Below are 13,002 nucleotides of genomic sequence, written 5' to 3'. Positions count from 1 at the left end.
CCGCCAGATAGTCCGCGAGCCTCGCACCACCGGGCAGCGTTGCTTCCGTTCTTGCCATCTTCAAGCTCTTCTTGTCGTTGCAGGCGCTTGAAAGTTAACACAAATTCGACTTTGTTAACAGTATTGGACCTAGGCAGTAGCTATTTTTCAGTGCCTGTCCAGGAAGCACTGACTTGATGAGGCTCCGACTCCGCCAATGCCGCACAAGCGGCTTGCGGGTGCCAGGCTGCTACCCCTGCCTGTCAGTCGCATGAGCCAACGAGCGGAAGAGCCGGCAAGCGATCTCCGTCCTTGCCGGCCGCGCTGCATCAGGCGAAGAATCCGGCCAGCGCGCGAGCCACTGCCGCCGCATCATTTCCCATTGGAATGTGTCCGGCTTTCGGAATCCGGACGAGTTGCGTATTCGGAATCTCCTTGGCGAACGTCTCCGCGTACTCGACAAGCTGGAAGCTGTCGGCTTCACCCCACACGAGTATCTTTGGAGTCTGTGACGCACGAAGGCGCGGCAACTGAACGGATACGGCACGAAATTCCAAGTCAATTTTTCGTGAACGCTTAGACGGCACCTCTCATGACGTTATTCCGACGAGGCATGCTTGCTCCCACCGCGCCTAAATTCCTACGTTTCCGACCGTAGGGATTTAGGCGCGGTGGGTAAATACATCGCGTGAAGTGCGCCCAGCGATACTATTGGAAGCGCACGCGCACCTATCTGTCAACGCGGTGCAAATGAGTTGTTCGCATTGGCCGAGGCCACTGCCGTCATGTTGATGATCCGGCGCACCGTCGCAGCCGGCGTCAGAATGTGCACCGGCTTCTCAGCGCCCAGCAGGAACGGCCCCACCGTCACGCCTTCGCCGCCGACCATCTTCAGCAGGTTGTACGCGATGTTCGCCGCTTCCACGTTCGGCATGATCAGCAGGTTAGCTTCGCCGGTCAGCGTCGTGCCCGGGAACGCAGCCTTGCGGACGGCTTCCGACAATGCCGCGTCGCCATGCATCTCACCGTCGATCTCGAGCGAAGGCGCACGTTCAGCAATCAGCTTGCGAGCCGCGGCCATACGCTGCGACGACGAAGACGGCGCGCTGCCGAAATTCGAATTCGACAGCAACGCGACCTTCGGCGTGATACCGAACTTTTCGATTTCGCGCGAAGCCAGCATCGTCATGTCGGCGAGCTGTTCGGCGGTCGGCGTTTCCTTCACGTACGTATCGCAGATGAACAGATTGCGGCCCGGCAACATCAGCAGGTTCATGGCAGCGAAGTTCTGCACGTTGTCTGCCTTACCCAGCACCTGTTCGATGAACTTCAGATGCGCGTGGTACTGGCCGATCATCCCGCAGATCATGCCGTCGGCCTGGCCAAGGCGCACGAGAATCGCGCCAATCAGCGTGTTGAACTTGCGCATCGCGGCCTTCGCGACGTCCGGCGTGACGCCTTCGCGCGCGCCGAGTTCGTGATATGCCTGCCAGCATTGCTGATAGCGCGGATCGTCTTCCGGATCGACAACCTCAAAGTCTTCACCGCACTTCAGCTTCGAGCCCATCCTCTTCAGACGCATCTCGATCACCGACGGACGGCCGACCAGAATGGGCTTGGCGATCTTTTCCAGCAGCACGAATTGCGCGGCGCGCAGCACGCGCTCGTCTTCACCTTCGGCGAACACGATACGAGCCGGCTCCGACTTCGCCGCGGCGAACACCGGACGCATCACCATGCCGGTGCGGTACACGGTCGTGCCGAGTTCTTCGCGGTACGCGTCCATGTTCTTGATCGGACGGGTTGCGACGCCCGAATCCATCGCAGCTTGCGCGACAGCCGGCGCGATCTTGATGATCAGGCGCGGATCGAACGGCTTCGGAATCAGGTATTCCGGGCCGAATTCGAGCGAGTGCCCTTCGTACGCCTTGGCGACTTCATCGCCCTGGTCGGTTTCTTCCGCCAGCTCCGCAATCGCGCGCACGCACGCGAGCTTCATTTCTTCCGTGATCGTGGTTGCGCCGACATCCAGCGAGCCGCGGAAAATGAACGGGAAGCAGAGCACGTTGTTGACCTGGTTCGGGTAGTCCGAACGGCCCGTTGCGATGATGCAGTCCGGACGCACCTTCTTCGCTTCTTCCGGGCGGATTTCCGGTTCCGGATTCGCCAGCGCCAGAATCAGCGGCTGGGTGCCCATCTCGACGACCATTTCCGGCTTCAGCACGCCGGCGCTCGAGCAGCCGAGGAACACGTCAGCGCCGCGAATCGCGTCAGCCAGCGTGCGCGCTTCGGTGTTCGCCGCGTAACGTTCCTTCGACGGATCCAGATTGCCGCGGCCTTCGTAGATCACGCCTTTCGAGTCCGTGACCAGCACGTTCTTTTTCGACAGGCCCAGATTCACCAGCAGATCCAGACACGCGATGGCAGCCGCGCCCGCGCCCGAACACACCAGCTTCACTTCGTCGAGCTCCTTGCCGACCACTTTCAGGCCGTTCAGGATCGCCGCCGAAGCAATGATCGCGGTGCCGTGCTGATCGTCGTGGAAGACCGGAATCTTCATGCGCTCGCGCAGCTTCTTTTCGATGTAGAAGCACTCGGGCGCCTTGATGTCTTCGAGATTGATACCGCCCAACGTAGGCTCGAGCATGGCGATCGCTTCAACCAGCTTGTCCGGGTCGGACTCGGAGAGTTCGATGTCGAACACGTCGATACCGGCGAACTTCTTGAACAGGCAACCCTTGCCCTCCATCACCGGCTTCGCGGCGAGCGGGCCGATATTGCCGAGACCGAGCACGGCCGTACCGTTCGTGATCACGCCGACGAGGTTGCCGCGCGAGGTGTACTTCTGCGCGTCGAGCGGGTCTTCGTAGATCGCCATGCAGGCCGCGGCCACGCCCGGCGAGTACGCGAGCGACAAGTCGAGCTGGTTCGACAGCGGCTTGGTGGGCGTGACCGAAATCTTGCCGGGCTTCGGAAACTGGTGGTAGGCGAGAGCGCTTTGCTTAAGTTGTTCGTCCATGGTTTCTCTATATGTTTTCCGACGCGGCGTCACATCCAGTAAATCCGCGTCTACGCGACCTTGCACCGACCGCTTTTCCTAAAACAACGTCCACCAAGCGCACGAGATTCGGCTGGCGAACTTAAATGCCGGCGTGCGGCGTCGAAGTCGCGGAGGATTCCTCCGATACGCCTAAGGGCGGCGGAGTCAACAACCCCGCCGCCCTGCTTGCGTCCCTGCCAATTCAATCAGGCCACGGCATCTTCAAGCATCGACTTGTAGTCGGTATAACCGCGCGCGTCGCCACCGTAAAACGTTGTGCGGTCGTATTGATTGAGCGGCGCACCGCTACGCAGCCGTTCCGGCAAATCGGGATTGGAGACGAACATCCGGCCGAAAGCAACAAGATCCGCGTGGCCGTCGACAATGATCTGCTCGGCGCTCTCACCTGTGAAGCCACCTGCGGCAATGATCGTGCCTTTATAGATCCGGCGAATGTCTTTCGACGTAACGTCAGAATCGCTCGTTTCCTGCTCCACGATGCCCCGAATACGAGGCTCAATCACATGCAGGTAGGCGAGACCGCACTGATTCAGCCGCTCTGCCACGTAGCCGAACGTCGCATGCGGGTTGCTATCAGACATCGTGCCGTACGTACCGCTCGGCGAAAGACGGAGGGCCACCCGGCCCGGACCCCAGACGGAAACGACTGCGTCGAGCGTATCGAAGAGGAAGCGAGCGCGATTTTCGATCGGACCGCCGTACACGTCGTCGCGGTGGTTCGTCCCATCGAGCAGAAATTGTTCAAACAGGTAACCGTTGGCGCCGTGAAGCTCAACGCCGTCAAACCCGGCCTGTTTCGCAAGTACGGCACCGCGACGGAATTGCTCGACAATGCCCGGAATCTCATTCGTTTCGAGCGCGCGGGGAACGGGCAGCTCCGCCTCGGCAACCTGGCCGTTCCCGTCGCGAATGGCGGCATGCTCGAGCGAGCGCAATGCGGAGGGCGCAACGGGCGTGACGCCGTCGGTATTGGCCGGATGCGCCTGACGTCCTGCATGCCACATTTGCAGGAATATACGGGCACCCTTGGCATGGACGGCGTCGATCACCCGCTTCCAGCCCTTAACCTGCTCCTCAGTATAAATTCCGGGCGCGTCAACGTAAGCAATGCCTAGCTGGGACACGGCCGTTGCGTCGGTAACAAGCAGCCCGCCGTCCGTCGCACGTTGCGTGTAGTACTCGACCATGAGATCACCGGGGATGTTGCCCGGCTCAGTTCGCATTCTAGTGAGCGGCGCGAGCACCACACGGTGTTGCAGTTCGAAATGTCCAACTTTGGTACGGCTGAAAAGCTTGCTCATGGTTTCTTCCTCTAAGGAGTATCGGGTAACCACATCTTGGCTGTAACCGATAAGGGGCAGTAGAGGTCCCGGAGCAATAGTTGTCATTCCTGGACGGAATAGGGTACGGTCAAGTTGTCGAACGGCACGCGCTCAAACACGTTGTACGTAAATATGCCCAATTTAAGTGGCGAGTCGCTCCCGCGTCGGAGCGTCCGTCAAGCTTTCCCGAGCCTCGAAGGCCTAGGTAGGTAGCGCCAGCTTCTGCTGTGCGTTCGTGTGGTAACGGCAATGCATGAACAGATTGCCTACCTGATCATGGACCGAAGCGAAGGGTTGCAGGTGACGCGCCGATTTGACGTCGGCGATTGGCATCTATTCGCACGACGGCTGGGGCACGGTCAGGTCGCCGCTCGTTGCCCTCACCATCACGCGCGCGCCGCACTGAAAGAGGCGCTTACGCACGCGAGCGTCGAGATGCCGGGGATCGACGCGCTAGCTTGAGATGGCCGGGTGGCGGCAAGGAACCGATTGCCCGCTTACTTACGGTTTACGCCCACGCGTCGAGCGCGTACCGCTCCAGTGCAGCTTCATCGAAGCCGAAGCCAAGACCTGGACCGGTAGGCACCTGCAGCGTGCCTTCTGCAAACTCGAGTTGTGTATCGACGAGACGCCGGAAATTCAATACCTGGTCGTCGGGGAAGAACTCGACATAGCGGGCATTCGTGGTCGACGCGACAAGATGCACATGCAGATCGTGGAACCAGTGCGGACACATCGTGACGCCCGCTGCTGCCGCCGCTGCCGCAATGCGCCGCCATTCGCTAATCCCACCACACACCGCGGCATCAGACTGAAGGATCATCGCGGCACGCTTGTCGAGCAGTTCCTGATGGCGCCAACGACCCGCCTCGATTTCGCCTGTCGCAACCGTCACGGGCGTGCGCTTTGCCAGTTGTGCATGCGCTTCGATCTCATCGGGGCTGAACGGTTCCTCGATCCAGTACGGCTGGTACGGTTCGTACCGACGCATGTACTCGAGCGCGGTGGGCACGTCCGACCACGCGTTGTTCGCGTCGAGCATCAGCAGCACATCGTCGCCGATCGCCTCTCGCGCTGCTCTCACGCGCGCCTCTTCGGCACGCGGATCGAGCCGCCCCACTTTCATCTTGACTGCCCGAAAGCCCATCTCGACATAGCTCGCCATCTCTTCGCCGAGGTCCTCCGGCGTCTTGCCGTCCACGTAGTAGCCGCCACTTGCGTACGCGGGCACACGATCGACCGAAGTTGCGCCAAGATAGCGGCTGAGCGGTAGGCCGGCCGCCCGCGCGTTGCGATCCCATAGCGCTATATCGATGATCGACAACGCCCGCAACACGCATCCGGCGCGCCCCTGCAGCAACGACTCCTGGTACATCTCGCGCCACAGCCCTTCGACTTCGAGCGAAGAACGCTCGAGCAGCATTGGCGCGAACAGTTCGCGCACCGCAAAGGTCGCCAGCGCGCCGGCGCGGCTGCCGCTATAGCAAAAACCGATACCCTCGTAACCATCCGCGGTTTTCACACGCACGACGGTGTAATCGCGCGCCGCGACCACACGGGTGGCGAACGCGGTATGCCGCTCAAGTGGCACCCGGATGGTGCGCGCTTCGACCGCGACGATCCGCGACGCGGACTGATACGAAGCTTGCAGATGTTCAGCGATGGCCTGATTCATGGTGAAGTGAAGATAAGTAATGAGAAGTGGAGGAAAGGAACTCCGCCTGTTCAATTCGAAGGTTGCGCGGCCACCGGTATCGTTACCGCCGACCGGCTCCGGATGGACAGCAGCATCGCGAGCACGCCGGCAAATCGATCACTGCGCCAAACATAAGCGCGCTGTAACAGCCGCGGAAGTACCGAATCAGGAGGCCGGCCGGTCAGCGCCGGCCCAACGATCCATGACAGGTTGCTCAGGAAGTAGATGAAATCGCCCACGCCGCGTTGCCGGCGCAGCGGCTGGATCTCGCGCTGGATCGCCCAGTTCGACTGGCACGAGCCGGTTAGGAGCAGCAGCGACGCAACAATCAATCCGACAGTTGCCGTCAGCGAACCAGTTAACGTGATGTTCAGCACTGCGACATCCGACAGGTCAAATGGAATCGTCGTAGCCAGCTTGCGCGTCTTGATTGGGTCATCCAAGCACCTGTACACCACATCGCCCAGCAGGCCGCAGCCGAAATGGCCGATCGCGCGCAGAACCACGGAGTCGACGTGATGATGCTCAGGGACTTCAAGTCGACGTGCGTCACGCTGGTCAGGTAGTCCGGTAGCCACCAGATGAACACGCATTGTGTCGAGTTCACGGCGAAAAAGCCCGGCGCCGAGCGCGAGCGCCCTCGTACGGCACAGTACTAGCCGAACGTCATGCCGTCGTCCTCGACATTGTGCTTCCGCCACCGAGCGGCTGTTGTCGATCAGCTTCGTTTTATCCACGCTGACGCGGCGGCTCTCGCCCAGCTTTTTGGTGACGCACATACGCGAACATATGAACCACAGAACGTCCAGTAACGGGATCACGACAAACGACGCGCGCCAGCCAAAGCCCCCGACAGCCAGCGGCGAATAACAGCCCGGCTGTGACATAGCGATATTTTCCGATGTTCACGCGCCAGGGCATCGACACAGCCTCAGTAGGAACCGACGAAGTTGCCGACCCCGGTAGAGCGTCAGGCACCTTGAGCCGCAAACAGCGCCTGACTTTCATTGCTAACATCCCCAAGATCTTCATAACGGCGAACCAGACAAGACAGCAGTGGTAGATCTTTTTACATTCAGAGATTCAACGAATAACCATGTCGGAGAGTTTCTCCGCGATCATAATTGTCGGCAGGTTTGTATTCCCCCTGACAATCGAGGGCATCACCGACGCGTCGACCACGCTTAGACCCTTCACACCCCTCACATGGCCACGCGAGTCCACGACCGCGGCAGGATTTGCATCCGTACCCATCATGCACGTTCCGACTGGGTGAAACGTGCTCCATGTCCCGGACGCCGCGGTCTTTGCCAGCCACGCATAACTAGCCATTGCAGACTCGTCGGTCCCGCCCACCCTCAAGACTGTGGCCAACGCCCATCGTCTGATGGCATCCGGTCCATTCAAAAGTGCGGCAAGCGCACTTGTGACGAGACTGTTTTTCAACGTGGGACGATTTAACTTCCGAATAACCTCAGAATAACCTTGCCCAAAAGCCTCGTTTCGCAGATCGCTGACCGCCGGATCGCCCAGAAACTCGAGCGCCAAACCGAGTCCTTCAATCATGCGTTCTCGATCGACGGGGTCGGACAGGTAGTTAAAGTCAATCTTCGGCGGTGCATCCACGTTTGCCGGATTCACACCGAGCGAGCCTCTGGAGCGCGGTTTGGCGATGACCACGCCCAGAGCACCGACACTCGCTCCGACTCCATGCCATGAAGACTTGTTCAAAACGAACATTTGCATATCGCCCAACTCACCGCCGGCTTTTGAACTAAAGCGGATACCGCTCAACATTAATGGCTTCAGCGACGATGGCTGTCTGGCAGTTTTCTTTAGGTGAGTAGCGAGGTATGCGACCGGATGGTTTTGCAAATTCTTGCCCACTCCTTGCACATCGGCGATGACTGGAACGGAGCATTTGGAGAGCTCGCTTGCTGGTCCGATGCCAGAGCGAAGAAGCAGGGTAGGCGAATATATACCGCCTGCTGCAAGAATCACGTGTCCGGCGCTTATGGTCTCCCAGCCGCGCGCCGAGCGAATTCGCACTCCCGTACATCGGTTGCCGTCAAATGTTAGCCGGTCTACCGTTGTGTTGCACATAACTTGCAGATTCGGACGCCCGCGAGTCTGTTCATCGAGGTATGCGGAGGCAGAGCTAACCCGCTTACCCGCCGAATTTGCCAGCGGATACGGACCCCAACCATCGATGGGCTCTCCGTTCAAATCCGGCAAAGTCGGTAGTCCGGCCTTTCTCGCCGCCTGCGCAATAGCCCTCGAAAACGGCGGCAGTTTATGTTCTGGTATCCGGACTAATTTTACTGGGCCTTTGCTTCCATGCATCGGCCCTGCGAAATCGCTGTCGCTTTCAAGTCGGAGGAAGTATGGCAAAACACCACTCCACCCCCAATCGGACAGGCCCGTGCGCGCCCAGTCGTCGTAGTCGTCCGGCAGCCCCCGAAGCGAAATCATGCCCATGACGCTCGATCCCCCGCCCAGCACTTTCGCTTGTTGGAATGGCACAGAGCGCTCTCCCCATTCAGGCGTTCCAATGTCTGCCTTCAGTCCACGCCATTGATACTCGGGGTTCGCGTAAGAACGCGGATAAATATCTTCTATGTCATCCGGTACAGAGCCGGGCGGAGTGTCCATGCCTGCCTCGAGTAGCAAGACCCGGCTGCCTTGCGCGGAAAGGCGATTTGCCATCACACATCCGGCCGCCCCACCACCCACAATAATGAAATCCCAAATAGCCATGCTACCTGCCTCGCGTGCGTTCCAAGAGTGGAGAGAGCCAATGCGTTGTGTTCGATGCGCTGGTGCCAAGGTCCATTTTCGGTGAGGGCAGCGCTATAACCGCTTGACAACCGAACGGCGGTCCTGGTCCCCAGCACCAATTGCCGGAAAGAAAGAGTTCATTTGTCGAAATAAGGAGCTGAGCGGCGTTGGCACGCGATTCTTCCGGGCCGGCTCGAGGACCAGACCCACGTCGTTAGTAATTCGACAGACATATCCCCGGCAAGCGTGCCTGAAAGCCTCACCAGAGCCGATCCCTGCCCTCGTTGCGCCGCGCGTGATCGATGAGGATAGCGGACCAGGCGCCTGAGTATCAGTCGGAATAGATCGTTGATCGAGCAGGTCTACGTTCCATGCCCGGGTATTTGCGCTGCGCATTGTCGTCTCCTTACTCGGTAGCGCGTCGTTTTTCAAGGCGCGCAGCCACTTCGCCTCTCTCTCGCAGAACAGCCAGTGCCACAAGTGAGGGCGACGGCCATTTGGAACGTGTCCGCGGTTCGACCTGCAGGTAGTGGTTTTGTAGTCATAGTCTGCTAGCACCGCATACGCGCACAAGCGTATTTTATTCAGCGTTTGCGTGAGGTTTTTGAATGCAATCTGAAGTTGAACCGGTTTCGTGGACACCTATCCTTTTGGAAGTAGGCACCCATCGGACCCGCCGACGTGTGAGTTTCGGAAAAAGCTGAGTGTCGCCGGGGGCCGGGTGCTCCGCGCCTGGCAAACCACGAAGAAAAGAACGCGAAACGACAACAATCCGTCGGGTAGCATTCCTTCGGCAGGCAACACGCTAGCCATGCTGCTTGGCGTTGCCTAATTCTCGCCCAAACGCGCTGTTCTGCGCGGATTTCTAGAATGCTTGTCCTGACCAGAAATGACCTTTTTGCAGGAGAAAGCACGAAGTGGACTACGCCCAGGAGGATTGACATGCGTTTTTGCTTCGCAATCCTCTTGATCTACATTCGTCTAAGTCACGACCGCTGCAACGAAACTCACCAATGAGTTGCTGCCACCGACCCAGCACGCTTAGCGCAAGCGACATAAGTCGCGTCGTTCTCGGGCAGGATTCCTCGAGGAACATCTGTGATCTCTCCAAGGAATGAGTTTTCCGCGCACATCCGCGCCTTGGAAACGAGGTGGATCTCCGAACGCTTCGAAGTCTCGCAATGTGCAGGGGGAAGTGCGTACAACGCGGTCGCGATCGGAAATCGACGTCCGAGTTCGCATGTGGCCAACGAGAGGCGTCGCGCCAAAAGTTGCCTCAACGGCCCCCGGCGAGTCAAGCACGCGCGGCAATCCGCCAAAGTTTTGCGCCTAACGCGTTGACGAATTTACTTATCACCGGTTCGTTGCGGCTCGGAAACAACCACTGTCCAACGCGCCTTCCTTTGATGAGCCGGGCCTGCTGAAGGATCGCCATGTGGGTCAGCACTGGCGATTGCGACAATCCCGTTCGCCGCTGAATCATACCGAGGGTAACGCCAGATAGCGGAGGCGCAAGATCAGGCACGAAGTTCGACGGGTGTGGTGGTCTGATTTCCTCGGACAGGTCGATGGGGGGACAATCCTGAATCGACGAGGAAAAGCAATAGATGAAAAGAAGGCGCCGACAATTTGACACCAGCTTCAAGCTGGAAGCGGTGCGGATAGTTCGGGACCAGGGCTTGTCGGTCGGCGAAGTCTGCCGGTCGATGGACCTTGTTGATGCAGTCGTGCGGCGCTGGGTAGCCCAGTAAGATGCGGAACGTGCTGGCGGCCTCGGCGAGGGCAAGCCGATGACGGAGGAACAGCAACGCATCCGGCAACTCGAAGCGGAGAACCGGCAATTGGGGGAGGACAACTCGCTGTTAAAGAAAGCGTCGGCCTTCTTTGCACAGGAACTCAAGTGACTTACCGCGGGGTACCGCACTAGCAACAGGAGGCCGCATCGGTCAGTCACGCCTGCCGGGTTTTGCAGGTGAGCCGTTCTGGCTACCACGCGCGCCGGCGAGCCGGGCCGAGCGTAAGGAGCCTGCAGGAACAGCCTCACATCAAAGCCGCATTTGCCGGCAGCGGCGTGAGTTACGGCAGCCGGCGTGTGATGTATGCACTGCGGGAGCAGGGACTACGTACCGGGCGTTACCAGGTGCGTACACTGATGCGCGAAGCGGGCCTGCGCACGAGTTGGAAGCGCAAGGTCGTCTCGGCGACCGACGGCAGGCATACGTTACCAGTGGCCGAGAACATCCTCGACCGGCGTGCAGCGGAACGTGGGATTGACGACACCGCAGATACGCCGCCTAGTGACGCAGCATCGTGAGTCTGGCGCTGCTGGACTTGTCCCGAGCAAGCGCGGCATGCCCGGGATCAGGAGACTGGACGACGATCTGGCACAACGTGCCCTAGGCATCATCCGGGAGCGGCTTCGATGCTCACCGGCCGCTGCGGGCTGGCAAGAATCTTGATCTGGTGCTCACATGGCGCTAACCCCGCAAAGTGAGCGAGTCGTTGACTTCAAGTAGTGCAGAAGGATACACGCCGGGGCACCGAACGCTGATCGCCGGCAGATCGAGGTCTGCGAGAATCCGGACGATCGCAGCGCGCCCAAGCTGATTGTTCACCGCAACCGGTCGCCGCCACACGGCGGCGGCACGCATAACTGCCTGCTGCTCCCCGATCGGGATCTGCTGGTCGCGCACGACGAAGCGGTGCTCGAACACCAAGAAGACGGTGAGAAATTCATCTGGATGTCCGATGCGCGTGAACCCTCCAATCTAGCCACCTATCCCCAACCGCGCGAGATCGACTACAAGAGCAATCCGGGCCATTTCGGCCCGCACAACCTGCATGAGAACCGGCCCGGCAGTTTCGTCAGTTCGGATCTGATGTTCGTAACCTACCAGCACGCCGTCGTGCGCCCCCTCGACGTCAGCGAACCATATCGGCCCGCCGAAGTCGCGGCCTTTGTGCAATCGCAGCCGTCGCGTCTGATGGACCAATGACCGAATCGCGCGAACGTGATTCAGCCGTGCGATGTGTTCGTCGACGCAAGCGGCCTGATCTATTCGACCTACTACAACGGTAGTCTCTGCATCCTGGTGTGTCAGGACTAGGCCCCCTTCTGGCCGGATTTACCCGGCAACTGGCGCCGCATCGCCTCGCCAGTTGCCGCAACAAATTGAGGTACCGTTAGAGGGCAAACATGCTAGACGCAGCATCAACTGGACGACACATCGCGCGGCGCGCACGCAGGATGTCGTTCATCTGCTCCTGGTCTGCAAACCGCCATCTACGCGGGAAGCGAGCGACTACCTATTCAGTGGTCACATCGGTGACGAAATTCTTTCACCTTCCCGCGTTGCGTCAGCACGCCATGACTACAGCGCTGGCGGCAACAGCTTTCGATCGATGAAAGACTGAAGAGCGTCGCAGAATGCGTCCCGAGTGTCGACCGCAGCGTTGAATCCGGCTTTGCGAAGCTTGACCGTGCTGACAAAAGCGACGGGGCCCGCAGGGGCTCCAGATGCAAACGCAAAGTCGGCATGCTGATCGCCCTGTCCAACAAACGAACGGAGGTCACCACTCGCAAGGCCGTACTTGGCGACGATCTTCGCCCAGACGTCGGCGTTGTCGCGAATGTACTGCGCCACATTGGTAGGCTCGTCGCCTCCCACATTCACGCCTAGCGTCTTCGCCATCGCCGGCCATACACTTCGCCACTCGAAGACATCGCCGTTCGTGATGTTGAAGATCTCGTTCGCCGCTTGCGGAGATTGTGCCGCCCACGCCATCACCTGGCCGACGAGATCGGCGTCGGCCATTTCCCAGACGAACGACGGGCCGCCCGGAAAGCCAAATGCCTCGCCCTTTTCGCGACGAATAGCCGCATACACACCGATGGCCGGGAGGACGTTGAGAGCCCCAGGCGTCTTCCCGGTGACGAGTTGAGGACGCAACACGGTGTAAGTGAAACCGTGCTTCTCAGCCGCGTCGCGAACGTAGTCCTGCTGATCGAAGAAGAAGTTCGCGTGATTGTCGCGCGGGTCGCTCTCACGCGCCGGGATGGCGATGGGGTGAAGGTGGACGCCGTATGCCTTCGTTCCCTGCAGGATAGACACGTGCTTGAGCGCCGATTTCCCTGAAATGAGCGGCTCGATCACATTATGCAGCAT

11 protein-coding genes are annotated in these 13,002 nt (G+C 59.6%); 4 read left to right on the top strand and 7 right to left on the bottom strand.

Annotated elements, in window-relative coordinates; genetic code table 11:
• Positions 1-308 precede the first annotated feature (308 nt).
• The 3 genes from GNZ13_RS42625 to GNZ13_RS42615 form a co-directional block, all read right to left on the bottom strand.
• Positions 309-536 (bottom strand): alpha/beta fold hydrolase, encoded by a 228-nt coding sequence (locus tag GNZ13_RS42625; RefSeq protein WP_172176337.1) that lies wholly within the window; start codon positions 534-536, stop codon positions 309-311.
• Between the two features lie 179 nt (positions 537-715).
• Positions 716-2,998: an NADP-dependent malic enzyme gene (locus GNZ13_RS42620; protein ID WP_172176335.1), complete on the bottom strand. Its 2,283-nt coding sequence runs from the start codon at positions 2,996-2,998 to the stop codon at positions 716-718.
• Between the two features lie 227 nt (positions 2,999-3,225).
• On the bottom strand, positions 3,226-4,341 hold the full coding sequence (locus GNZ13_RS42615) for an alkene reductase (RefSeq protein ID WP_172176339.1): 1,116 nt from the start codon (positions 4,339-4,341) through the stop codon (positions 3,226-3,228).
• Positions 4,342-4,611: 270 nt separating this feature from the next.
• Here GNZ13_RS42615 and GNZ13_RS42610 point away from each other — a divergent pair, with 270 nt between their 5' ends.
• The gene (locus GNZ13_RS42610; protein ID WP_172176333.1) at positions 4,612-4,824 is read left to right on the top strand and encodes a hypothetical protein; all 213 of its coding nucleotides are present in this window, start codon (positions 4,612-4,614) and stop codon (positions 4,822-4,824) included.
• A 46-nt stretch (positions 4,825-4,870) separates the two neighbouring features.
• Here the strand turns inward: GNZ13_RS42610 and GNZ13_RS42605 are convergent, their stop codons facing one another.
• The 3 genes from GNZ13_RS42605 to GNZ13_RS42595 all read right to left on the bottom strand — a co-directional run bounded on the left by GNZ13_RS42605 (position 4,871) and on the right by GNZ13_RS42595 (position 8,815).
• The gene (locus GNZ13_RS42605; RefSeq protein WP_172176331.1) at positions 4,871-6,037 is read right to left on the bottom strand and encodes a mandelate racemase/muconate lactonizing enzyme family protein; all 1,167 of its coding nucleotides are present in this window, start codon (positions 6,035-6,037) and stop codon (positions 4,871-4,873) included.
• Positions 6,038-6,087: 50 nt separating this feature from the next.
• Entirely contained in the window at positions 6,088-6,564 is a 477-nt protein-coding gene (locus tag GNZ13_RS42600; protein WP_172176329.1) for a hypothetical protein, read from the bottom strand.
• Between the two features lie 577 nt (positions 6,565-7,141).
• Positions 7,142-8,815 carry a GMC family oxidoreductase gene (locus GNZ13_RS42595; RefSeq protein ID WP_172176327.1) on the bottom strand — a complete coding sequence of 558 codons (1,674 nt, stop codon included), beginning with the start codon at positions 8,813-8,815 and terminating at the stop codon, positions 7,142-7,144.
• 1,628 nt (positions 8,816-10,443) lie between these two features.
• Here GNZ13_RS42595 and GNZ13_RS54490 point away from each other — a divergent pair.
• The 3 genes from GNZ13_RS54490 (at position 10,444) to GNZ13_RS42575 (ending at position 11,832) form a co-directional block, all read left to right on the top strand.
• Positions 10,444-10,587, top strand: coding sequence for a transposase (locus GNZ13_RS54490; protein WP_172176325.1), 144 nt, complete (start codon positions 10,444-10,446; stop codon positions 10,585-10,587).
• 221 nt (positions 10,588-10,808) lie between these two features.
• Entirely contained in the window at positions 10,809-11,150 is a 342-nt protein-coding gene (locus tag GNZ13_RS53645) for an IS3 family transposase (RefSeq protein WP_328807370.1), read from the top strand.
• A gap of 388 nt (positions 11,151-11,538) precedes the next feature.
• A complete protein-coding gene (locus GNZ13_RS42575; protein WP_172176323.1) occupies positions 11,539-11,832 on the top strand; it encodes an LVIVD repeat-containing protein in 294 nt (97 codons plus the stop codon).
• A 375-nt stretch (positions 11,833-12,207) separates the two neighbouring features.
• Here GNZ13_RS42575 and GNZ13_RS42570 read toward each other — a convergent pair.
• Positions 12,208-13,002 (bottom strand): Rossmann-fold NAD(P)-binding domain-containing protein (locus GNZ13_RS42570; RefSeq protein WP_172176321.1); only part of this gene is annotated, 795 nt, incomplete at its 5' end.

It is taken from the genome of Paraburkholderia elongata (genome assembly GCF_013177735.1).
GTDB classification, from domain to species: Bacteria; Pseudomonadota; Gammaproteobacteria; order Burkholderiales; family Burkholderiaceae; genus Paraburkholderia; species Paraburkholderia elongata.
This window is presented reverse-complemented; position numbering and strand designations above follow the sequence as displayed.